Raw genomic sequence first — 23,491 nt, 5'->3', positions numbered from 1 at the left:
GGGACGGCGAGTGCTGACGGCAGCGACAGCCCCTTACACTTACAGACCGAGCACGCCCGGCAGGCCAGAGATATCCTTGATCTCGGTGTAGCCGTAGAAGGGTGTGGAAGGTTCATGGCCGCGCGCGACGAAGACCTTGTTCTTGATCCCCATGTCGGCGGCCGGCATGAGGTCGTAACGCAGGCTGGAGGAGACGTGCAGCACGTCTTCCGGATTGCAGTTCAGGTTGTCGAGCATGTATTCGAAGGCGCGCAGGCGCGGCTTGTAGGCCTGGGCCTGCTGGGCCGTGAAGACCTTGTGGAAGGCAGCGCCCAGCTGTTCGACGTTGTGCATGATCTGGCTGTCGTCGGCATTGGAGAAGATCACCAGCGGGAATTCCTTGGCCACCTTGGACAGGCCCGCCGGCACGTCGGCATGCGGCCCCCAGGTCGGCACGGCCTTGTAGAAGGCGCCGGTTTCCTCGTCGTTGGTCTGGATGCCCCAGCGTGCGCAGGTGCGGGTGATGGCGTTCTTGCAGACCTGCTCGTAGGGCTTCCACTGGTCCAGCACTTCATCGAGGCGATAGGCAGCGAACTGGCGCAGGAAGAAGGGCATGTCTTCGGCAGAGACACGGTCGGCGTAGATCTTCTGTGCGGTTTCCGACATCTGGAAGCGGGTCAGGGTGCCGTAGCAATCGAAGGTAATGAACTTGGGCTTGAAAGTGCTCATGGAAAGTCGTCCTGTCAAAAAAAGGGAGGCGCATCACCTGTCGGCCCTGCGCTGGATGCTGCTCGTTTGCGTGATTGCGGTTCAGTGCATGAGGAGGATTACAACATAGCGAAACTTGCGATTTATTCCTTTTTGACCGGGCCGCGAAACAGAAATATGTGTTTTGGACGGCCCAATCAGCATAGCTTGCCGAGCAGTGCAGCAATGCGATCCGGGTGCGCTGCTTTGGGGCAATTTCACCAACTTGGTGCGGATCGTCTGCGCCGGCAAGGCCCCATGGCTACCGGCTTGCGCCACCTCGCCGCACTGCCGGACCAGCGTCTGCGGGGCTGCTCCATGCTAATGCCGACGCCGCCCAATTTTGTGCCGAGAAGAGGGGGCAGATCGCCATAAGATTGCGAATTCACGCATGGGAAGACTGCCGTTCTGCGTCGCACCGCGTGCATCATCGCTGGGGTAGCGCTGCGGTCGGCTGGCGTACCTGGCCAGCGCAGCGCAGCGCGTCGCGAAGGCGCAATGATCTAAACGTTTTATATGATTTACCGGCAGCAGGTCTTGGCTGCCGTTTGATTTCATCGGCTTCATCGGCTTCATCGCCGTCACCATCGTATTGACAAGGACACGCTTCATGCATACCGACAGCACCCTCACGGCCGGGCAGGCCGCCCAGACCACGCTGCGCCCCATGCGCCCCGAGGACCTGGCCAGCTGCCACGCCATGAGCCTTCATCTGCACTGGCCGCATCGCCTGGCGGACTGGCAGTTCCACCACCAGGTCAGCAGCAGCTGGGCGGTCGAGCTGGAACAGCCCGATGGCGCGCGCAGCGTGGCCGGCAGCGGCATGCTCTGCCCGCTGGGCGAGGATTACGCCTCGCTGGGCCTGGTCATCATTGCCGATGCCCTGCAGGGCCGTGGCCTGGGCCGGGCCATGATGCAGCGCCTGCTGCAGGACGCGGGGTCGCGCAACGTCATCCTCAACGCCACCGACGCCGGCCGCCCGCTCTATGAAAAGCTGGGCTTTGCCGTCACCGATACCCTGAGCCAGCACCAGAGCACCACTGCCCGCGCCCAGCCAGTGCTGGCGGCCGACGCCCGCATCCGCCCGCTGCGCAAGGAAGAAGCGCCGGCCTTCCTGGCGCTGGATCGCCAGGCCAGCGGCATGGACCGCAGTACGCTACTGCAGCCGCTGCTGGCCACGGCCGAGGTGGCCGTGCTGGAACAGGCCGGCCAGGTCAAGGGCGTGGCCATGCTGCGCGAATTCGGTCGGGGCCGGGTGATCGGGCCGGTGATCGCCAGCCAGGTCGAAGACGCCAAGGCGCTCATCGCGCATTGGGTCCATGCCTATCCTGGCGCCTATCTGCGTATCGACGTGCCCGGCCGCACGGGCCTCAAGCCCTGGCTGGAGGAGATCGGCCTGACCTGCGTGGACAACGTGGTCAGCATGTGTCGTGGCACACCGCCCTCGCCCGCCACGCCGTGGCGCACCTATTCCATGATCAACCAGGCGCTTGGCTGACCCGCCGGCCCACACCCACTATGACTTTTCTCTACAAGGCCGACCCGGTGCGCGGGGCCGAATGGGCGCAACTGTTTGCGCAAAAGGCGCCCGAACTCCCCTTCCAGATCTGGCCGCATGACGGCGACGGCGCCAGCGTGCGCTACCTGGCGGCATGGACGCCGCCGGACGATATCGCAGAGCGCTTCCCCAAGCTGGAAATCCTGTTCTCGGTGGGTGCCGGCATCGACCAGTTCGACATGTCTACCCTGCCGCCGGCGCTGCCGGTGGTGCGCATGACCGAACCGGGCATCGCCGCCGGCATGGTGCAGTACGTCACGCATGCCGTGCTGGGCCTGCATCGCGACAGCCGCGTCTATGCGCGCCAGCAGCGCGACCAGGTCTGGCGCGCGCACCGCGTGCGGCCAGCCTCGGCCTGCCGCGTGGGTGTGCTGGGACTGGGCATGCTCGGACGGGCCGTGCTGCAACAGCTGCACGGCCTGGGCTTTCCCTGCGCCGGCTGGAGCCGTTCGGCGCACCAGATGGACGGCATCGACTGCTACAGCGGCAGCGCAGGTCTGCGCGCCTTCCTGGCGCGCACCGATGTGCTGGTGTGCCTGGTGCCGCTGACCGAAGAGACGCGCGGCCTGCTGTGCCGCGACCTGTTTGCGCAGTTGCCGCGCGGTGCGGCGTTGATCAACGTCGGGCGCGGCGGCCACCTGGTGGAAGACGATCTGCTGGCCGCCCTCAACGATGGCCAGCTCAGCGCCGCCGTCCTGGATGTGTGCGAGGTCGAACCCTTGCCGCCGGGGCACCCGTTCTGGACGCATCCGGACATCGTGCTCACGCCCCACATCGCCAGCATGACCCAGCCGGATGGCGCGGTCGATGCGGTGCTGGAGAACCTGCGCCGCTATCGCGAAGGCCTGCCCTTGCTGGGCCTGATCGACCGGCAGCGCGGCTACTGATCCGCCTCCCCTCCACCGTCCCGGAGATGCCGCATGGCAAACAAAATGCCGAACGCCCCCGCCACAACGGCATGCCATGCCGCTGGCGACGGGCAGTTCGCGTCACCGGCCTGGCCGATGCGTTCTATCCTTGATGACATGGCGAACTGCGTCAGGCCCTGGGCCGGCTCAGACGACCGCGCCCTGCCCCATCCACTTGCCTGAAGCCCCGACCATGAAGCTGGAATCCTACTGGACCGATTCTGCCCCGCTCTACATTTCCCCCACGCGCGATCTGCCCGCCCAGGTCGACGTGGCCATCGTCGGCGGCGGCTTCACGGGCCTGTCGGCGGCGCTGGCGCTGGCCAGGCGCGGGGCCTCGGTGGTCGTGCTGGAAGCCGGCCCGCATGTGGCCGCGGAAGCCTCGGGTCGCAACGGCGGCCACGTCAACAACGGCCTGGCGGTGGACTATGCCGAGCTCGCCGCCAAGGTCGGCGTGGAACGCGCGCGGGCCTGGTATCACGCGTATGACGATGCGGTCGATACGGTGGCGCGGCTGGTGCAGGAAGAGCAGATCGACTGCGATTTCCTGCGCCACGGCAAGCTCAAGATGGCCACCCGGCCCTATCAGATGGACGCCCTGCAGCGCAGCGCGGACCGGCTCATCGCCGATGGGGTGGACCTGGATGTGGAGATCCTCGACGCCCAGCGCGTGCAGGCCGAAGTCCAAAGCGAGCGCTTCCACGGCGGACTGCTCTACAAGCGCAGCGGCCAGATGCACATGGGTCGCTTCGCCTACGGCCTGGCCATGGCGGCCGAACGCCAGGGCGCGGCCATCCATACCGGCACGGAGGTGCGACGCCTGGAACGCATCGGCCAGACCCACGGCCATCGCCTGCACACCACGCGCGGCGCGGTGCTGGCGCGGCAGGTGCTGCTGGCCACGGGGGCCAGCCGCCACGGCGCCTATGGCAGCTTCGGCTGGCTGCGTCGGCGCATCGTGCCCATCGGCAGCTTCATCGTGGTCACCGAACCGCTGGGCGCGCAGCGCGCGGCCACGCTGCTGAAGCACCAGCGCACCTACACCACGGTGGCCAACATCCATCACTATTTCCGCATGACGCCGGACACCCGCCTGGTCTTCGGCGGGCGCGCGCGCTTTGCCATTTCCAGTCCGCAGTCCGATGCGGCCAGCGGCGAGGTGCTGCGCCGCGGCCTGCACGAGACCTTCCCGCAACTGGGCCAGGTGCGCCTGGACTACTGCTGGGGCGGACTGGTGGACGTCACGCGCGACCGCCTGCCCCAGGCCGGCGAGCGCGACGGCCTGTATTACTCGATGGGCTATAGCGGCCATGGCACCCAGATGTCGGTGCACATGGGCCAGTGCATGGCCAAGGTGATGGCCGGCGACGCCCTGGCCAACCCCTGGCGCGAACGCGAGTGGCCGGCCATCCCCGGTCACTTCGGGGCGCCCTGGTTCCTGCCGTTAGTCGGCCTGTACTACCGGCTCAAGGACAAGCTGGCGTGACCATGTCCGGCTTGCTGCATTAAATATCCATGAATGTCTGTTGCCAGTTGCATTAACTTTTGCTGAATGCTCACCATGACCTCTCTTACCTTGCAACGCCAGGACCTCATGCCCGGCGCCCAACTGATCGGCGCCGACTGGCGCGGCGCGGCCGATGGCCGCCAGCTCGACGTGAGCGACCCGGCCACCGGCCAGGTGTTCGCCTCGGTGCCCGATGGCGGCGCGGCCGATGCCCGCGCCGCCGTGGAGGCGGCCGTGGCCGCCTTTGCGGCCTGGCGCGCCACGCCGGCCAAGCAGCGCGCCGGCATCATCAAGCGCTGGAACGATCTGCTGCTGGCGCATCAGGACGACCTGGGCCGCCTGATCTCGCGCGAGCAAGGCAAACCCCTGGCCGAAGCCAAGGGGGAAGTGGCCTATGCCGCCAGTTACGTGGAATGGTTTGGCGAAGAAGCCACGCGCGCCAACGGCGACATCATTCCCGCACCCGTCACGGGCCGCCGCATGATGGCCCTGAAGGAACCGGTCGGTGTCGTGGCCGCCATCACGCCGTGGAATTTCCCGGCGGCGATGATCGCCCGCAAGATCGCTCCAGCCCTGGCCGCAGGCTGCACGGTGGTGTGCAAGCCGGCCGAGGATACGCCGCTGACGTCGCTGGCGCTGGTCCGCCTGGCGCAGGAAGCGGGGGTGCCCGTTGGCGTCATCAACATCGTCACCGCCTCGCGCGAACGCACGCCCGAGGTGGTGGACGTGTGGCTGGCCGATGGACGGGTACGCAAGATCAGCTTCACCGGATCGACCGCCGTGGGCAAGCACCTGGCGCGCCATTCGGCCGACACCCTCAAGAAGCTCTCGCTGGAACTGGGCGGCAATGCGCCCTTCATCGTGTTTGACGATGCGGACGTGGACGCCGCCATCGATGGCGTGATGGCGGCCAAGTTCCGCAACGGTGGCCAGACCTGCGTGAGTCCCAACCGCATCTACGTGCAGGAGAAGGTGTACGACGCCTTCGTGGACAAGCTGGGCGCGCGCGTGGCCGCCTTGAAGGTCGGCCCGGCCACCGATCCGGCCTCGCAGATCGGCCCCATGATCAATGCCCGCGCCATCGCCAAGATCGACCAGCACGTGCGCGATGCCATCGCACGCGGCGCGCGCGTGATCACCGGCGGCAAACGGCTGCAGGGTCCCGGTTTCGGCAGCGACAACTACTATGCCCCGACCGTGCTGGCCGACGTGACCGGCGCGATGCAATGCAGCTGCGAAGAGACCTTCGGCCCGGTCGCCCCGATCACCCGCTTCGCCACCGAAGACGAAGTGATTGCCGCCGCCAATGCCACGCCCTTCGGCCTGGCGGCCTACTTCTACTCCACCGATGTGCGGCGCATCCATCGCGTCACCGATGCGCTGGAAAGCGGTATCGTGGGCGTCAACGAAGGCGCCCTGGCGGCCGAGGCCGCGCCCTTTGGCGGCGTGAAGGAATCGGGCTACGGCCGCGAAGGCTCGGTACATGGCCTGGACGATTACCTGCATACCAAATACGTTTGCCAGGGCCAGCTCTGAGTGGTCCTGGCTGTCGCCGTCCCTTTCATTGAAACGAACAGGAGCTCCCATGCCCGCGCCGTCCACCCATGACCCCCAGACTGTCCGCGCGCCCTTGCCCGACCTGCTGTTGCGCCCCATGGAAGCGGATGACCTGGCTCACTGCCACCGGCTCTCGCTGCGCTTCAAGTGGCCGCACCGGCTGGAAGACTGGAATTTCCTGCTGCAGCGGGGACAAGGCTACCTGCTGGAAAACACGGACGCGGAGGCGCCGCTACGGGTGGTCGGCAGCGTGGTCTGCACTCCTTATGGCGCACACCACGCGGTCATCGGCATGCTGCTGGTGCAGGCCGAATTGCAGCGACGCGGCCTGGGGCGGCGACTGATGCAGCAGGCGGCCAGCGCGGTCCAGGGGCACAGCCTGATCGTCAACGCCACGGCCGCCGGCATGCCGCTCTACAAGCAGCTGGGTTTCGTGCAGCAGGATGTGCTGCACCAGTTCCAGGGCAGCTCGGCGCAGCCGGTGCTGGTGTCGCTGCCGCCGGGCGAGCGCGTGCGCCCGATGGGCAAGAATGATGTGCCGCGGCTGTTGGCGCTGGATGCGCAAGCCACCGGCATGGATCGCAGCAAGCTCTTGCTGGCGCTGCTGGACATGTCCGAAGCCGTGGCGCTGGACCGCGATGGCGAGATGCTGGGCTTTGCGCTGGTGCGCCGCTTCGGCCATGGCCGCGTGATCGGACCGGTGGTCGCACCCGACGCCGAGCGCGCCAAGGGCTTGATCGCGCATTGGATCAATACCTATTCGGATTCCTTCATCCGCCTCGATGTCTTCGAATCGACCGGCCTGCCCTCCTGGCTGGACAAGCTGGGCCTGACCTGCGTGGACCATGTCACGCGCATGTGCAAGGGCGAGCCGCCGGTGCGCGACCCTGGCATGCAGCTGTTCTCCATCGTCAACCAGGCGCTGGGCTGAACGGCGCCGCACGCGACCGCAGAAAATGCCAAAGCCGCCCGCAAAACCCATGAAGATGCTTTTTCAAGCCTGCATCTCGCGCATCGCCTGCGCGGGCGTGGACCTAGCATAGAAGCCATGCCGGTTGTGCCGTTTGCCTGCACGGCCTTGTTCAACGCATCTTCAGCGAGCCCCTCTCTATGCAAACTTCCGCCCTGGCCGCGCTCGACCGCCGCCACCTTATCCATCCCGTCACCAGCCTGCGCGAGCATGAAGAGCTGGGCCCCCTCATCCTCAAGTCCGGCCAGGGCGCCTACCTGACCGATCACCAGGACAAGCAGTTGCTGGACGCCTTCTCGGGCCTGTGGTGCGTCAACACCGGCTATGGCCAGGAGAGCGTGATCCGCGCCGCCACCGAGCAGATGCAGCGCCTGCCCTACGCCACCGGCTATTTCCACTTCGCCTCGGAACCGGCCATCCTGCTGGCCAAGAAGCTGGTGGACATCAGCCCGGCCTCGTTGCAACACGTCTATTTCACCCTCGGCGGTTCGGATGCGGTGGATGCAGCCATCCGCTACATCACGCACTATCACCATTCCATCGGCAAGCCGGGCAAGCAGCATTTCATCTCGCTGCAGCGCGGCTATCACGGTTCGTCCTCGGTGGGCGCGGGCCTGACCGCACTGCCCAACTTCCATTACCACTTCAACCTGCCGCTGCCGACCCAGCATTACCTGCCTTCGCCCTATCCTTATCGCAGCGAGCTGCAAGGTGACGAGGCCATCATCGCGGCCTCGGTGCAGGCGCTGCGCGACAAGGTCGCCGAACTGGGTGCGGACAATGTGGCGGCCTTCTTCTGCGAGCCCATCCAGGGCTCGGGGGGCGTGGTGGTGCCGCCCAAGGGCTGGCTGAAGGCCATGCAGTTGGCCTGCAACGAACTGGACATCCTCTTCGTGGTGGACGAGGTCATCACCGGCTTTGGCCGCACCGGCCCGATGTTCGCCTGCCTGGACGAAGACGTGCAGCCCGACCTGATGACCATGGCCAAGGGGCTGACCGCCGGCTATGCGCCGATGGGTGCGGTGATGATGTCGGACCGCGTCTACAACGGCATTGCCGATGGCGCGCCGATGAGCACCGTGGTCGGCCATGGCCAGACCTACTCGGCCCACCCGGTCAGTGCGGCGGTGGCGCTGGAAGTCCTGCGGCTCTATGAGGAAGGCGGTCTGCTCGACAACGGTCGTCGGCTGGAGCCGGTCTTCGCCGGCGGCCTGCGCGCCCTGCTGGCGCATCCGCTGGTGGGCGACGCCCGCAGCCGTGGCCTCCTGGGCGCGCTGGAGCTGGTGGCTGACAAGCAGACGAAAGCGCGCTTCGCGCCGGAACTGAAGCTGCATGATCGCATCTTCCAGGCGGCCTATCGTCATGGGCTGGTGTTCCGCGCCTTCGGCGACAACATCCTCGGCTTTGCGCCTGCGCTGTGCTACACGCAAGAGGACTTTGCGCTGATGTTTGCGCGTCTGAAGGCCATCCTCGACGAAGTACTGGCCCAACCCGAAGTGCGCCAGGCCGTGCGCTGAGCAGGCCAATGCGAGTATCGCCTCCATCCCGATGGGGAAATCGTGGCTGGAGGGGTTAAAATGCCCTGCAACCTCCTGCCGGCCTTGCCTGCGTGCCATACGCGGGCAAGGCCGGCAGGCTGAGTCGAATAACCCGAGGCAACATGATGACTAACGGCGCGTTGAAACTGGACCGGATCGATCTGAGGATTTTGTGTCACCTGCAGCAGAATAGCCGCATCACCAATGTGATCCTGGCCGACGCGGTGGGCCTCTCGCCCAGCCCCTGCCTGATCCGCGTCAAGCGCCTGGAGAAGGCCGGCTACATCAGCGGCTATGGCGCCTACATCCGGCTGGAGAAACTGGCCGATGTGCAGATCGTGTTCACCGAAGTGACGCTGTCGGACCATCGACGCGAAGACTTCGCCAAGTTCGAGTCCACCATCCGCAATGTCGATGAGATCATCGAATGCCATCTGGTCAGCGGCGGCTATGACTACCTGCTCAAGTTCATGACCCGTAGCGTGGTGCATTACCAGAGCGTGATCGAATCGCTGCTGGAGCAGAACCTGCGCATCGAGAAATACTTCAGCTACATCGTCATCAAGTCGCCCTTCGTCAAGCATCACTACCCGCTGGAAAAGTTCATCCAGAGCTGAGGCTGGCAACGGCCCGCCGGACGCCCGGCGCGCCGCCTCTGGCGCACATTGCCTTGCTGCGCTTCCTTCCCGTCCCGCCCATCCCACCTTCCGGCTTTCTCAAGATCGACCACACTGTCTCACTGCACAGGATTATCCGGGCGGGTAGTCGGCGGCGTTGAACGCACAAATTCCCGCATCTCCATCGATTCTCCACAAAAAGACCAGACAAACGTCAGTATTGGTCAGCAAAATCACCCTTTACTTTTGCAAAGACCTGCCGATAACGGCGGTATGCTGAGGCAAGCTCAGCGCTTCATATCATAAAAACATCATCAGGGGCTCTACCATGGCTACTTCCACAGGCACCATTTCGACGTCGGCAGGTCCGCTGGACGTTGCGACGCTGGTCAACCAGTTGATCTCGGTCGAGAGCAAGTCGCGGCTCACGCCCTTGAAGAACAAGGAGAGCAGCTTCAATACGCTGATCTCGGCCTATGGCAGCCTCAAGAATGCCTTCACCAGCTACCAGAGCGCGCTCAAGACCCTGACCGCGGCCAGCTTCAGCGCCCAGAAGACCACGCTGAGCAACGCCGGCACCGGGACCAACCTGACCACCGATCCCTTCACGGCCGATACCAACACCGATGAATCGACCAAGGTGCTGGCCCAGAAGCTGCAATCGGCGGGTTTCACGGCCGGCCAGACCTTCAACGCGGGCGACTCGGTGGCCATCAAGGTCGGCACCAACCAGCCCACCTTCATCACCCTGCAGGCCAACGCCACCCTGGCCGGGGTGCGTGACGCCATCAATGCCGCCAAGGCCGGCGTGACGGCCTCCATCACCACCGACGGCAGCGGCGACCACCTGGTACTGGAATCGAACACCGGCGGCACCGCCAATACCATCAAGATCACGGCCAACAACAGCCTCTCCAGCCTGGCCTATGATCCCTCTTCCAATGTCTCCAGCACGGTCACGCAGATCCAGGCTCCGCGCGACGCCAGCAAGGCGGCGGCGGGCAAGTACAACATCGCGGTGAACCAGCTGGCGCAGGCGGTCAAGGTCAGCTCGGCCGGCATCGCCCCGGGCAGCACCTTCGACAACGGCGTGCTGGCCATCAAGACCGGCAATGGCTCCACGGCCATCATCCAGCCCAAGACCAACTCCCTGGCCGGCGTGCGCGACGCCATCAATGCCAGCGACGCCGGGGTCAACGCCTCCATCGTCAACGATGGCACCAATGACCACCTGGTGCTCACCGCCAAGGACGCCGGCTCGGCCAACACCCTGCGCGTGACCGGCACGGGCAACTTCGCGGCCTTCAATTTCGACCCCAGCGGCACGATCACCACCACGGGCGTGGCGACCAACCAGACCTACTCCAGCGGCAGCCTGGCGCTGCAGGTGGGCAGCAAATCCTTCACCATCAACCCCACCGACCTCGACGGCAGCGGCGCCATCGGCCTCAACGATGTGATGAAGGCCATCAATGACGCCAACACCGGCGTGACCGCCTCCATCACCAACGATGGTTCCAAGGACCATCTGGTGCTCACCCCCAGCGGCACGGACGCAGTCAAGCTGACTGGCGCTGGCGACTACAGCGACCTGGCCGGCAGCTCCATGGGCCAGCTGGCCAAGGCGCAAGACGCCAAGCTGACCGTGGACGGCGTGACTGTGACCAGCACCAGCAACAAGGTCACCAACGTGATCTCCGGCGTGACCCTGAACCTGAGCAAGGTCACTACCAGCGCCGACAATTTCTCGCTGTCGATCAACAATGACACCAGCGGCCTTTCCACGGCCGCCAACACCTTCGTCACCGCCTACAACACGCTGGCCAAGGCCGTGGCCAACCTGACCAAGCAAACCCCGTCCACCACCAAGGGCCAGGCCAGCACAGGTTCGCCGCTGGCCTCGGAATCGTCGGTGCTGGCCTTGATGGGCCAGGTGCGCAACACCATGCTGGGCGCACTGGGCGATAACGGCGCGACCAATCTGTCGCAGATCGGCATCAGCTTCCAGAAGGACGGCACCCTGGCGCTGGACGCCACCAAGCTCACCAATGCCGCCAACAAGGACTTCGACGGGATCACCCAGCTCTTCACCTCCGCCACCAATGGCGTGGTGCCCAAGCTGCAGAAGCTCATGGATGGCATCCTGGGCGAGTCGGGCGTGCTGGCGTCCAAGACCAAGGGTCTGCAGGACAGCCTGAAGATCGTGACCGACCAGCAGACTGCGGCCAATGCACGTCTGCAGGATCTCAAGGACACCTACACCAACCAGTTCAACCGCCTCAACGTCACGCTGGCCACCATGCAGTCGCGCCAAAGCTACCTGACGCAACAATTGGCCAAGCTGTCCAAGTCTTCCTGAGCGCTCTGGCGGTCTTTCCGGGCCGCCAATGAAAAACCCCGCCGGTGCGGGGTGGTCATTGCAAGGGCTGTCGTACGCAAGATCGTCACCGCCCTGCTCGTCAGCAGGGCCACTCTCTGGCTATACTGGACAGCATGCAGCCCATCGTTGCACACCGATCCGGTATCGACAACAGTGACCAGGGAGAACACGTGGAGCAGCCCAAGTATCTCGATGATTTCCAGCCCGGCCAGGTGTTCCGTTCACCGGGCAGCCTCACCGTGCACAGCGCCGACATCAAGGCCTTTGCCGCGCAGTTCGACCCCCAGCCCTTCCATCTCGACGAGGCCGCCGCGCAGCAGACCTTCTTCAAGGGACTGGCCGCCAGCGGCTGGCATACGGCGGCGCTGACCATGCGCCTGCTGGTGGACACGCTCAACATCGAAGGCGGACTGATCGGCGCGGGCTTCGATGAATTCCGCTGGCCGCGCCCGACCCGCCCCGGCGATACGCTGCGCCTCGACGCCGAGGTGCTGGGCATCAAGACCTCGCAATCCAAGCCGCTGCAAGGCTTCCTCCATCACCGCGTGACCACCTACAACCAGCACGACGAGCCGGTCCTGATCATGACCGGCAATCTGCTGGTGCCGCGCCGCAGCCAGGGCTGAGCGCCCTGGCGCTGTTCAGGCCGCGTCCGGCTGTTGCGCCGGATGGGCCTGCTGGAACGCCGGCAAGGCATGGCAGGCCTGCTCGATGGCGCACAGCGTCGGATACGGCGCCATGTCCACCTCGAAACGGCGGGCGTTGAAGATCTGCGGCACCAGGCAGCAATCGGCCATGGTCGGCGCATCACCGACGCAGAAATGCCCGCGCGTGGTATCGGCGGCCAGTTGCCGCTCCAGCGCGGTGAAGCCCAGATTGATCCAGTGCGCGATCCAGGCGTTCTTGCGCTCGTCATCCATCCCCAGCTCGCGCTTGAGATACTTCAGCACCCGCAGGTTGTTCAGCGGATGGATATCGCAGGCGATGGCCAGCGACAGCGCGCGGATGTGGGCGCGCTGGAAGGCGTCCCCGGGCAAGAGCGAGGGCGTCGGGTGACGCTCCTCCAGCAGCTCCAGCATCGCCAGCGACTGGCTCACGTAATGCCCCTCCTCGGCCAGCACCGGGACCAGGGCGTGCGGATTGATCTCGGTGAAGGCTGGCAGCAACTGCTCCCCACCCTGGTTGAGCAGATGCACCGGCACGGTCTCGTAGGGCAGGTCCTTGAGATGCAAGGCGATGCGCACGCGGTAGGAGGCTGAACTGCGGAAATAGCTGTAGAGCGTCGTCATGATCGGGCTTTCTCCTGGAGCTGTTGTCTTATCCCTTATCCCTGACTGCGCGCCGGCAGCACGGTTCCTGCCGACTCGCCAAAACCGATCAGCGGCAGGCCGTCGCGACGGGCCACAGCGCGCAGGATGATGGTGTCGCCATCTTCCAGGAACACGCGCTTCTCGCCGCTGGCCAGCGTCAACGGCGACTTGCCGCCGGTGGTCAGCTCCAGCAGCGACCCGGCCTCGTCCGGGGCGGGACCGGACAGGGTGCCCGAGCCCAGGAAATCGCCCGGCCGCAGGTTGCAGCCATTGACGGTGTGATGCGTCACCAGTTGCGCCACGGTCCAGTAGGCATCACGGTAATTGGACAGCGACAGGCGCTGCGGCGGCTGTCCGGCCTGGCGCATGGCGGCGGTCTGGATCAGCACTTCCAGCTGCACGTCGAAGGCGCCCTGCGTGCGCAGCGTCGGCGCGTCCAGGTAAGGCAGCGGCTGCGGATCGCCGTCGGGGCGGCTCCAGCTGCAACGGTAGGGCGCCAGCGCTTCCAGGGTCACGATCCAGGGCGAGATGGTGGAGGCAAAGCTCTTGGACAGGAAGGGCCCCAGCGGCTGGTATTCCCAGGCTTGCACATCGCGCGCGGACCAGTCGTTCAAGAGGCACAGGCCGAACACCTTGTCTTCGGCCTCTTCCATGGGCACTGGCTCGCCCATGGCGTTGCCGCCGCCGATGAAGATGCCGATTTCCAGTTCATAGTCCAGCCGCTTGCAGGGGCCGAAGGTGGGCGCATCCGCATCCGGGGCCTTGGTCTGGCCGAGCGGGCGGCGGAACTGCTGGCCCGAGACGGCGATGGAAGAGACCCGTCCGTGATAGCCGATGGGGACCCACTTGTAGTTGGGCAGCAGCGGATTGTCCGGGCGGAACAGCTTGCCCACCGTGGTGGCGTGATGGATGGAAGTGTAGAAGTCGGTGTAGTCGCCGATGGCGGCCGGGACATCGTACTCGGCCTGGGCCTGCGGCACCAGGCAGGCGGCCAGCTCGGTCTGGTGCGGCGAAGCGGTGCGCAGCAGGTGCGACAGGGCCAGCCGCAGCGCCGACCAGGACGCAGGCGTGAGCGCCATCAGGGCATTGAGCCGGGAGCCGCTGCAGGCCGCGTGGGCGGCCTGGCGGGTGGCTTCGTCAAAGCCCGAGAAGGCGCCCGCGGACTGCGCGGCGGGCAAGTCCAGGATCTGGTCGCCGATGGCCACGCCCACGCGGAAATCCTCCTCGCTACCGGCGCGGCGGAACACGCCATAGGGCAGGTTCTGGATCGGGAAGGGGCAGCCGTCGGCATTGGCGCTGGGCACCCAGCTGCGCAGTTCGGTGTCGTGGGTTTCGTTCAGGGTCAGGCTAGACAGGCTCATGGGTGCTCCGGGTTGAAGTTCTTCTGGATGCCCAGCCAGCAATCCTGGTAGTCGCGCTGCAAGGCGGGCGACGCCAGCGCATGGCGGGTCGGGCAAAGGATGTTGCGGGTCTCGAACATGAAGGCCATGGTGTGATCGACCTTGTTCGGTGTGCTGGTATCGATGCGGCTGGCCTTCTCGAAGGTGGCGGCGTCCGGTCCATGGCCGCTCATGCAATTATGCAGGCTGCCACCGCCCGGCACAAAGCCGCCGCCTTCCTTGGCGTCGTACTGGCCAGTGATCAGGCCCATGTATTCGCTGGCCACGTTGCGATGGAACCAGGGCGGGCGGAAGGTGTTTTCGGCGGCCAGCCAGCGCGGCGGGAAGATCACGAAGTCGATGGTATCCACGCCGGGCGTATCGCTCTGCGATTGCAGCACCAGGAAGATGGACGGATCGGGGTGGTCGTAGCTGATCGAGCCGATGGTGTTGAAGTGCCGCAGGTCGTACTTGTAGGGGGCGTAGTTGCCATGCCAGGCCACTACATCCAGCGGAGAATGGCCGATCCTGGCTTGCCAGAGCTGGCCGCCGAACTTGGCGATGAGCTGGAAGTCGCCCTCGCGGTCTTCGTACCAGGCATGGGGCGTGGCGAAATCACGCGGGTTGGCCAGGCCATTGGAACCCAGCGGGCCCAGGTCCGGCAGGCGCAGCAGCGCACCGAAGTTCTCGCAGATATAGCCGCGCGCTTCACCACCGGGCAGGCGCACCTGGAAGCGCACGCCGCGCGGGATGACGGCGATCTCCTGCGGTTCGATATCGATCACGCCCATCTCGGTGCGCAATTGCAGGCGGCCCATCTGCGGCACGATCAGCAGTTCGCCATCGGCCGAATAGAAGAAGCGGTCGGTCATGGAGCAATTGGCCGCATACAGGTGGATGGCGCAACCGCTCTGCGCCTGCGGTGAGCCATTGCCGGCCATGGTCACCAGGCCGTCGATGAAATCGGTGGGCGTGGTCGGCATGGGCAACGGATCCCAGCGCAACTGGTTGGGAGGCGGGGCAACATCATCGAAGCGGCTCACCAGCAGGCCTTGCGACATGGCCTCGAAGGGATGATGCATGGCCGCCGGGCGGATGCGATAGAGCCAGGAACGCCGATTGTGGCCGCGTGGAGCGGTGAAGGCGGTGCCGGAGATCTGCTCGGCATAGAGCCCGTAGGCCACGCGCTGGGGGGAATTCTGATGCGCCGGCAAGGCGCTCGGCAAGGCCTCGGTGGCGAACTCATTGCCGAAGCCGGACTGGTAGCCACGGGTATGCACGTGGTGGCTGACGGAAAAATCGGTAGCGGTATTCATGCAGACACTCCTTGGGCAGTACGATGCAGTCGCGCAATGGTGAGCGCGGAAATCAGCGCCGGCACAGCGGCGGCCAGGAACAGCGAGGCATTGGTCCACTGCAGGGCAATCAACTGGCCGCCGATCACCGGGCCCACCACCGAACCGATGCGGCCGATGCCCAGCGCCCACCCGATGCCGGTGGAACGCAGCGTGGTCGGATAGAAGGTGCCGGCCAGCGCATTGACCGCCGGCTGTCCACCGACAATGCAGAATCCGGCGACGATCACGGCCACAAACAGCAAGGCCGGCACGGTGGCGAGCTTGCCGATCAAGGCGATGGACAGGCAGGCCAGCAGGAAGCAGCTGCCCAGCACGCGGGTGAAGCCGAAGCGCTGGATGAAGCGGCCCAGCGACAGCGTGCCGATCACGCCGCCGACCTGCAGCGAGGTACCGATCAACACGGCCATGCTGGTGGAGTAGCCGGCATCGCGGATCAGCGTAGGCAGCCAATTGGACAGGAAGTACAGGTTGATCAGGTTCATGAAGCTGATCAGCCACAGCAGCACCGTCACGCCAGCCCGACCATCGCGGAACAGCGCTGCCACCGGCATGCCTTCGGCCTTGGTTTCCTTGACCACCACCTCGGTCTTGTCATCGATGACGATGTTCGGGTCGAGCTTGCGCAGCCAGCGCGCCACCTGTGTGCGCGGGCGGCGATGCAGCACCAGGAACTGGATCGACTCCGGCAGCCAGACCAGCATGGCCAATCCCAGCACCAGCGGCACCGCGCCGCCGACCCAGAACACCGCATGCCAGCCATAGGCCGGGATCAGCGCGGCGCTGACGAAGCCGCCTGCGGCCGCGCCCACGGTGAAGCCGCAGGACACCAGCATCATGCGCGTGACCCGTGAGGACGAGGGACTGAATTCACCCACCAGCGCCATGGCGTTGGGCATGATGCTGCCCAGGCCGAAGCCGGTGATGAAACGCAGCACCAGCAACTGGTCCAGCGTGGTCACCATGGGCGTGGCCAGCATGCACAGGGCAAAGAACAGGGTGGAGAGGATCAGCACCGGACGCCGACCATAACGGTCGCCCACCGGGGTCAGCACCAGCGAGCCCAGCAGCATGCCGAACAGGCCCGCGCCGAACACCGGCCCCAGGCTGGCCTTGCTCACGCCCCAGTCGGCGATGATGGCCGGCGCGACATAGCCCATGGCCTGCACATCGAAGCCATCAATGATCAGGCACAGGCCGCACAGCAGCAGCAGGCCGAACTGGAAAGCGCCAAAACGGCCCTGCTCCACCACCTGGTCCACATGGACCGTGGGGAGAGCGCCACTGGTGTGGATGCTCATTGTCTTCTCCTCGTCTGTCTTTACGTTTTTTTATCTGGGCCGTCGCCGCACCAGCAATGTGGGGGCGGGCCGTCTCGCGATATTGTTCTTGTTGCGGTCACACTGTAGTGCAATCGCCCTTCTTTTACGATATAAATGCAAAAATACGATCCATTCATTTCATGAATAATGCCCACCCTGGCGCAGCATTGCGCATCGCACCATGCCCCTGATCGAACCGCGCGATATCGACCTCAATCTGCTGGTGGTCTTCCAGGAAGTCTTCCAGGAACGCCAGATCTCTTCCGTGGCGCGCCGCCTGGGCCTGTCGCAGCCCGCCGTGAGCAATGCCCTGGCGCGGCTGCGGCGCAGCTTCGAGGATGAGCTGTTCGTGCGCACTGCGCAGGGGATGCAGCCCACGCCCTTTGCCGAGCAACTGGCCGAGCCGGTGGCTGCGGCATTGCAGCAGGTGGCGCGGGCGCTGAACCTGCAGGAAGGCTTTGCGCCCCAGACCAGCGCGCGCCGCTTCACCATCGCCATGACCGATGTGGGCGAGGTGTATTTCATGCCGGCCCTGATCGAAGCCTGCGCGCGCTGTGCGCCGGGCGTGAGCATCAGTACGGTGCGCGCCGGCGCCATCGACCTCAAGAGTGAAATGGAATCGGGCCGGGTGGACCTGGCCATCGGCGCCTTCGACAATCTTTCCGAAGCGCTGTACCAGCGCCGGCTGTTCCGGCAGGAATACGTGAGCATGTTCCGCATCGGCCATGCGCTGGACAAGCCGGGGCGGGGCGAGGTCAGCCTGAAGGAATTTCTTGCCGCCGAGCATCTGATGGTGTCTTCCCAGGAGAGCCCTTACGACCGCATCAACCAGAATCTGGAGAAGGCCGGTATATTGCCCAGCGTGCGTTTTCGTGTGCCGCATTTCACCGCCGTGCCGTATATTGTCAGCAGCACCGCCCTGGTCGTGACGGTGCCGCGCAAGCTCGCCGAGAGCGCCGCCGCCCCGTTCGGGCTGCGCTACATCAAGCCGCCGCTGCGACTGCCTTCGTTGCAGACCAATATGTTCTGGCACCGCCGCTACAACCAGGATGAAGGCAATGTCTGGCTGCGTGGATTCATCTCGGAACATTTCGCCGAATAAGAACCCGCCGGGGAGGAGAGACCATGAAGATCTACCGCGACTACACGTCTGAAGAACTGGATGCGCAGTACAACGTACGCGCCCGGGTACCGGATTTCCAGGACTACTTCGACCGCTTCGCCCGGCAGGGCGAGGCCGCCCGCCAGGCCCATCCGCACCTGGCCGACCTGCCTTACGGGGAAGAGACGCTGCAGAGCATCGACTTCTTTCCTGCCCATAGCAATGGAAGGCCCTTGCTGGTCTTCATCCACGGCGGCTACTGGCGCTCGCTGGACAAGCACCAGTTCAGCCATCTGGCCCTGCCCTACCTGGAGCAGGACATCAATGTGGCGTTGATCAATTACCGCCTCGCGCCCCAGGTCAGGATGGGCGACATCGCCGCTGACTGCGGCCGGGCGCTGCGCCTGCTGCACGCCAAGGCCCCTGCCCTGCGCGTGGACGCCAACGCCATCTGGCTCATGGGCCATTCCGCCGGCGCCCATCTGGCCTGCGTGATCGCCGCGCTGCGCGCCGCGCCGGTGCGCGGCGTCTGCGCACTGTCGGGGCTGTACGACCTGGAGCCCATACGGCTGAGCTATCTCAACGAAGCCCTGCACCTGTCGCCCGCGGACGTCCAGCAGGCCAGCCCCCTGTTGCTGGCCATGCCGGACGGCGTGCGCGCCGTGCTGTGCGCGGGCGGCCAGGAGAGCGAGGAATTCCTGCGCCAGCGTGACGTGTACGCCGCCAACCTGCGCCAATCCGGACACCAGGTCGAAGTGGTCGAGGCCGCGCAGGCCCATCACCTCAGCATCATCGACGTGGCGGCCGACGGGCAAAGTGCGTTCACGCGGACGGTGTTGAGGATGATGCAGGACTGAATGCATCCTTCCGATTCCCTGTGATGGCAAGACTCTGAATACCAATGGGAATCATTTTCATTTGCTTTATAATACCGGGCTTACCCAGCCCCGGTCGCTCTGCTGCGGCCCGGCCCCGAACAACAACAGGGCCCCACGCCCGCCATCCGCCAAGCCATCGCATGTTCAAGAAGATCTGGTTCCAACTCCACTGGTTCATCGGCATCACCGCCGGCACCGTATTGATGACCATCGGCGTGACCGGCGCCTTGCTGGCTTTCCGTGAAGAAATCATGGATCTGCTCAGCCCCGGGGTGATGCACGTCCAGGTGCGCCAGCAAGCCACGCTCACGCCGCAGCAAGTGCTGGAGAAACTGCGCCAGGAAGAGCCGCAACGCCGCATCACCACCATGACCTTGTCGGCCGAGCCGGGGGATTCGGTGCGCGTGGTGTTCGCGCCGCCTCCGGGCGAGCGGCGCGGCCAGGCGCGTTATGTCGATCCCTACACCGGCGCTCTGCTGCCGCCGGTGACGGGCATGGAATTCTTCGAGTTCACCGAGCGCTTCCACCGCTGGCTGCTGCTGCCCACCGAGATCGGCAAGATCGTCCTGGGGACGCTGGCGCTGTGCCTGCTGATGCTGGCGCTGTCGGGGCTGTACCTGCGCTGGCCGCGCCGGGCGCTGTCGCTGCGCGCCTGGCTGCGTCTGGATTTCCAGCTGCAGGGCCGCTCCCTGCTGTGGAACCTGCATTCGGTCATCGGCACCTGGTCGCTGGTGATGTACGTGATCTTCGCCACCACCGGCGCCTACTGGGCGCTGGACTGGTTCAAGGACGGCGTCAACACGCTGGCCGGCGAAACCCGTCGCGCCCCCATGGCGCGCGGCGAGGGCAAGAAAAAGGACGGCCCCAACAACCAGACCCCGGTCGCCCTGGACCTGACCCAGGCCTGGAACGCCTTCCTGACCAAGGCGCCGGACTACCAGAGCGCACAGCTGCGCCTGCCCGAACAAGGTACGCAGCCGCTGCAGATCTTCTTCCTCGGCCACGACGCGCCGCATGAGCGCGCCCGCAGCCGTATGGTGGTGCTGCCACAGAGCGGCGAGATCAAACAGCTGGAACGCTACGAAGACAAGAGCACCGGCGGCAGGTTCATCGCCGCCATCTATCCGCTGCACATGGGGACCTACTTCGGCCTGCCCGGACGCATCATCATGGCCATCGCCAGCCTGATGATGCCGCTCTTCGGCATCACCGGCTGGATGCTCTACCTCGACCGCCGCCGCAAGAAGGCCGCCCTGCGCGCCGAACGCGCCGCCCTGGGAGAGCCGCAGCAGCAAGCCGGCGGCCAGTTGCTGGTGGCCTATGCCTCGCAGACCGGCCAGGCCGAACGCATCGCCCTGCATACCGCAGCGCGCCTGCGCCGCAGCGGCGTGGCCGTGACCCTGCAGGCGCTGGCCCAGACCACTGCCGAAACGCTGCGCCACCATCCCCGCCTGCTGCTCATCGCCAGCACCTTCGGCGAGGGCGACGCGCCCGACAGTGCGCGCGGCTTCGAACGCCGCCTGCGCCAGGCCGCCGGCCAGTCGCTGGCGCATCTGCACTATGCCGTGCTGGCGCTGGGCGATCGCCACTACACCAGCTTCTGCGGCTTCGGCCATACACTCGACCATGGCCTGCGCCAGTGCGGGGCCAAGCCGATGTTCCCGCTGGTGGAAGTGGACCGCATGGACGCCGCGGCCCTGCGCAAGTGGGAGAGCGAACTGGCCAGCCATGGCCTGGACGCCGCCGTGAGCGATCTCCTGCCCACCAGCAGCCCGACCTGGCCCTCATGGGTGCTGGTGGAGCGCCACCATCTCAATGCCGGCAGCCAGGGCGAGCCGCTCTTCCATCTGGTCTTGCAGAGCGCCGACAGCAGCCAGCCGGCGCCGGCCTGGCAAGCCGGCGCCTTGCTGGAAGTGATGCCGCGCCATGCGCCGGATCGTGTGGCCCTGGTGCTGCAGCGGCTGGGGCTGGATGGTGCGACCGAAGTCCACTGCCGTGGCATGCGCTGCAGCCTGGCCGATGCACTGGCCTGCAGCGTGCTGCCGATGCAGGCAGCGGCCGATGCGCAGACACTGGCGCAACAGTTGCAGCCGCTCACAGCGCGCTCCTATTCGGTGGCCTCGGCCATGCAGGATGGCACGGTGCAACTGCTGGTGCGCCAGCAGCGGCACGAAGACGGCCTGGGACTGGCCTCCGGCTGGCTGACCGAATACGCCCCCCTCGGCGCGCGCCTGCAGGCAAGACTGGTGGACAATGCTGGCTTTGCCCCGGTGTCCGCCGACACGCCCGCCATCTTCATCGGCAACGGCTCGGGCATGGCCGGCCTGCGCGGCCATCTGCGCCAGCGCATCCACGCCGGCGGCACGCGCAACTGGCTGCTGTTCGGCGAACGTAACGAACGTTACGATTTCCTCTATCGCGAGGAACTGCAAGCCTGGCTGCAGCAGGGCCAGCTGGCGCGCCTGGACCTGGCCTTCTCGCGTGACCAGGAAGCCCGCATCTACGTTCAGGATCGCCTGCGCGAGGCCGCTGGCGAATTGCGCCACTGGCTGGACCAGGGTGCGGTGCTGTATGTCTGCGGCAGCCTCGATGGCATGGCCGCCGGCGTGGACGCGGTGCTGACCAGCCTCCTCGGCGAGACGGGTCTGCAAGACCTGATCGAACAGAACCGCTATCGCCGCGACGTCTACTGAATCCCCCGGGAGGGGCCCGCCCCTTCCCGCCCTCGCTTCCCTTCTCCTTTCCACCTCGGGCCCAGGCGCCACAGCGCGCCGGCTTTCCTGTAGGCAGCTCCCGCTTTCCGTTGTAGGACAGTGCCGATTCGCCGCTCTGGCTGTGCCGTGGCGCCAGGCTGCGGCATATACTCATCGACACTGCGTTGCCTTACTCCCCCTGCGAGACAGCGTCACGGTCGATGGCGGCGTAGAACCGGGAACCTTCCATGACCAACAAGAACATCAAGCCCAGGCGCTGGTGCGCCACCCTGCTCGTGCTGGCCGGCCTGTCGGCGCTGCTCTCGTCGTGCAGCTCGCTGCCCACCATCGTGCCCGACATGGACACGCAGTCGGCGCGCACCATCCAGATGAAGGGTGGCCGCGGCGTGCTCTCGGAGGCGCAGTCCAAGGCTGTGCTGGAGAAGCTGCGCGCCCAGAACGCCGACAACACCCTGCTGGACCGGCACGTGGCCATCGAAGGCGCCATCACCGGCTCGCCCCTGGTCACGGGCAACAAGGTGACCCTGCTCATCGACGGGCCGGCCACCTATGCCTCCATGCAGCAGGCTATCCAGGCGGCGCGCTACCACATCAACATGGAAACCTACATCATGGAAGACGACGAGGTCGGCCGCCAGTTCGCCGACCTGCTAATCGCCATGCAGAACAAGGGCGTGCAGGTCAACCTGATGTATGACAGCGTGGGCGCGCTCAATACGCCGCGCACCTTCTTCCAGCCCATGATCGATGCCGGCATCCAGGTGCTGGAATACAACCCGCTGAACCCGACCCAGCTGCGCAAGGACTGGGAAGTCAACCAGCGCGACCACCGCAAGCTGCTGGTGGTCGATGGCAAGACCGCCTTCGTGGGCGGCATCAACATCAGCAGCGTCTATTCCAGCGGTTCCTTCAGCACGCGCAAGAAGAAGCCGCGTGTCAATGCCGAGGGTGAACAGATTCCCTGGCGCGACACCCAGGTGCGCATCGATGGTCCGGTGGCGCTGGAATTCCAGAAGCTCTTTGTCGATACCTGGAACAAGCAGCGCGGTCCCGCCTTGGGCGATCATCGCTACTTCCCGACGGTGGCGCCGGCTGGCAACGAGATCGTGCGCGCCATCGGCAGTTCTCCCGATGACCCCTACAGTGTCATCTACGCCACCTTCATCTCCGCCATCCAGCATGCGGAAAAGGCCATCTACCTCACCAATGCCTACTTCGTGCCGGACCCGCAATTGCGCGATTCGCTCAAGGACGCGGCCAGGCGCGGTGTCGATGTGCGCCTGATCCTGCCCTCGCACAGCGACTCGTCCTTGGTGCTGTACGCCTCGCGCTCCTTCTACCAGGAACTGCTGGAGGCAGGCATCCGCATCTACGAGCGCCAGGATGCGCTGCTGCACTCCAAGACCGCACTCATCGATGGCGTCTGGTCCACCATCGGATCGACCAACCTGGACTGGCGCAGCTTCGTCTACAACCAGGAAATCAACGCGGTGATCCTGAGCCCGCAATTCGGTGTGCAGATGAAAAGCATGTTCGACCGGGATCTTGGCGCGTCCAAGGAGATCACAAAGGAACAATGGGAGCAGCGTCCCATCAGCGAGCGCATGAAGGAATTCGGCGCCAGCGTCTGGGCGCGGCTGCTGTAACCGCCCGCCAATTGGCTGAATTGG

The 23,491-nt window shown here is 65.5% G+C and carries 18 protein-coding genes; 13 read left to right on the top strand and 5 right to left on the bottom strand.

Features of this window, described 5'->3' with window-relative positions; translation table 11 throughout:
- Positions 1–39: 39 nt before the first annotated feature.
- Complete coding sequence (locus tag ACP92_RS05635; RefSeq protein WP_013233157.1) at positions 40–708, bottom strand: haloacid dehalogenase type II; 669 nt, start codon at positions 706–708, stop codon at positions 40–42.
- A gap of 628 nt (positions 709–1,336) precedes the next feature.
- On the opposite strand from ACP92_RS05635, the gene ACP92_RS05630 reads away from it, so the two are divergent.
- The 9 genes from ACP92_RS05630 to ACP92_RS05590 all read left to right on the top strand — a co-directional run bounded on the left by ACP92_RS05630 (position 1,337) and on the right by ACP92_RS05590 (position 12,387).
- Positions 1,337–2,224: a GNAT family N-acetyltransferase gene (locus tag ACP92_RS05630; protein ID WP_013233156.1), complete on the top strand. Its 888-nt coding sequence runs from the start codon at positions 1,337–1,339 to the stop codon at positions 2,222–2,224.
- Positions 2,225–2,244: 20 nt separating this feature from the next.
- Positions 2,245–3,171 (top strand): 2-hydroxyacid dehydrogenase, encoded by a 927-nt coding sequence (locus ACP92_RS05625; RefSeq protein WP_013233155.1) that lies wholly within the window; start codon positions 2,245–2,247, stop codon positions 3,169–3,171.
- 214 nt (positions 3,172–3,385) lie between these two features.
- Entirely contained in the window at positions 3,386–4,678 is a 1,293-nt protein-coding gene (locus ACP92_RS05620; RefSeq protein WP_013233154.1) for an NAD(P)/FAD-dependent oxidoreductase, read from the top strand.
- A 75-nt stretch (positions 4,679–4,753) separates the two neighbouring features.
- Complete coding sequence (locus ACP92_RS05615; protein ID WP_013233153.1) at positions 4,754–6,235, top strand: NAD-dependent succinate-semialdehyde dehydrogenase; 1,482 nt, start codon at positions 4,754–4,756, stop codon at positions 6,233–6,235.
- A gap of 49 nt (positions 6,236–6,284) precedes the next feature.
- Positions 6,285–7,187: a GNAT family N-acetyltransferase gene (locus ACP92_RS05610; protein WP_013233152.1), complete on the top strand. Its 903-nt coding sequence runs from the start codon at positions 6,285–6,287 to the stop codon at positions 7,185–7,187.
- Between the two features lie 179 nt (positions 7,188–7,366).
- Complete coding sequence (locus tag ACP92_RS05605) at positions 7,367–8,743, top strand: aspartate aminotransferase family protein (RefSeq protein WP_013233151.1); 1,377 nt, start codon at positions 7,367–7,369, stop codon at positions 8,741–8,743.
- 143 nt (positions 8,744–8,886) lie between these two features.
- Positions 8,887–9,381: an Lrp/AsnC family transcriptional regulator gene (locus ACP92_RS05600; RefSeq protein WP_013233150.1), complete on the top strand. Its 495-nt coding sequence runs from the start codon at positions 8,887–8,889 to the stop codon at positions 9,379–9,381.
- A 328-nt stretch (positions 9,382–9,709) separates the two neighbouring features.
- Positions 9,710–11,740, top strand: coding sequence for a flagellar filament capping protein FliD (gene fliD, locus ACP92_RS05595; RefSeq protein ID WP_013233149.1), 2,031 nt, complete (start codon positions 9,710–9,712; stop codon positions 11,738–11,740).
- Positions 11,741–11,874: 134 nt separating this feature from the next.
- Entirely contained in the window at positions 11,875–12,387 is a 513-nt protein-coding gene (locus ACP92_RS05590) for a MaoC family dehydratase (protein ID WP_013233148.1), read from the top strand.
- A 15-nt stretch (positions 12,388–12,402) separates the two neighbouring features.
- Here the strand turns inward: ACP92_RS05590 and maiA are convergent, their stop codons facing one another.
- From maiA to ACP92_RS05570, 4 genes are read right to left on the bottom strand one after another with little or no spacing between them, the layout of a single operon-like run.
- Positions 12,403–13,050: a maleylacetoacetate isomerase gene (maiA, locus tag ACP92_RS05585; protein WP_013233147.1), complete on the bottom strand. Its 648-nt coding sequence runs from the start codon at positions 13,048–13,050 to the stop codon at positions 12,403–12,405.
- A gap of 35 nt (positions 13,051–13,085) precedes the next feature.
- Entirely contained in the window at positions 13,086–14,432 is a 1,347-nt protein-coding gene (fahA, locus tag ACP92_RS05580) for a fumarylacetoacetase (RefSeq protein ID WP_013233146.1), read from the bottom strand.
- Positions 14,429–15,766 carry a homogentisate 1,2-dioxygenase gene (gene hmgA / locus ACP92_RS05575; RefSeq protein WP_013233145.1) on the bottom strand — a complete coding sequence of 446 codons (1,338 nt, stop codon included), beginning with the start codon at positions 15,764–15,766 and terminating at the stop codon, positions 14,429–14,431. The genes fahA and hmgA overlap by 4 nt, the downstream gene beginning before the upstream one ends.
- A complete protein-coding gene (locus ACP92_RS05570; protein ID WP_013233144.1) occupies positions 15,763–17,106 on the bottom strand; it encodes an MFS transporter in 1,344 nt (447 codons plus the stop codon). The genes hmgA and ACP92_RS05570 overlap by 4 nt, the downstream gene beginning before the upstream one ends.
- 202 nt (positions 17,107–17,308) lie before the next feature.
- On the opposite strand from ACP92_RS05570, the gene ACP92_RS05565 reads away from it, so the two are divergent.
- The 4 genes from ACP92_RS05565 to cls all read left to right on the top strand — a co-directional run bounded on the left by ACP92_RS05565 (position 17,309) and on the right by cls (position 23,467).
- Positions 17,309–18,229: a LysR family transcriptional regulator gene (locus ACP92_RS05565; RefSeq protein ID WP_013233143.1), complete on the top strand. Its 921-nt coding sequence runs from the start codon at positions 17,309–17,311 to the stop codon at positions 18,227–18,229.
- A 23-nt stretch (positions 18,230–18,252) separates the two neighbouring features.
- The gene (locus tag ACP92_RS05560) at positions 18,253–19,086 is read left to right on the top strand and encodes an alpha/beta hydrolase (RefSeq protein ID WP_013233142.1); all 834 of its coding nucleotides are present in this window, start codon (positions 18,253–18,255) and stop codon (positions 19,084–19,086) included.
- Between the two features lie 161 nt (positions 19,087–19,247).
- Positions 19,248–21,800: a sulfite reductase flavoprotein subunit alpha gene (locus ACP92_RS05555; RefSeq protein WP_013233141.1), complete on the top strand. Its 2,553-nt coding sequence runs from the start codon at positions 19,248–19,250 to the stop codon at positions 21,798–21,800.
- A gap of 248 nt (positions 21,801–22,048) precedes the next feature.
- A complete protein-coding gene (gene cls, locus ACP92_RS05550) occupies positions 22,049–23,467 on the top strand; it encodes a cardiolipin synthase (protein ID WP_013233140.1) in 1,419 nt (472 codons plus the stop codon).
- Positions 23,468–23,491 lie beyond the last annotated feature (24 nt).

This window comes from Herbaspirillum seropedicae (assembly GCF_001040945.1).
Classification (GTDB): Bacteria; Pseudomonadota; Gammaproteobacteria; order Burkholderiales; family Burkholderiaceae_D; genus Herbaspirillum; species Herbaspirillum seropedicae.
This window is presented reverse-complemented; position numbering and strand designations above follow the sequence as displayed.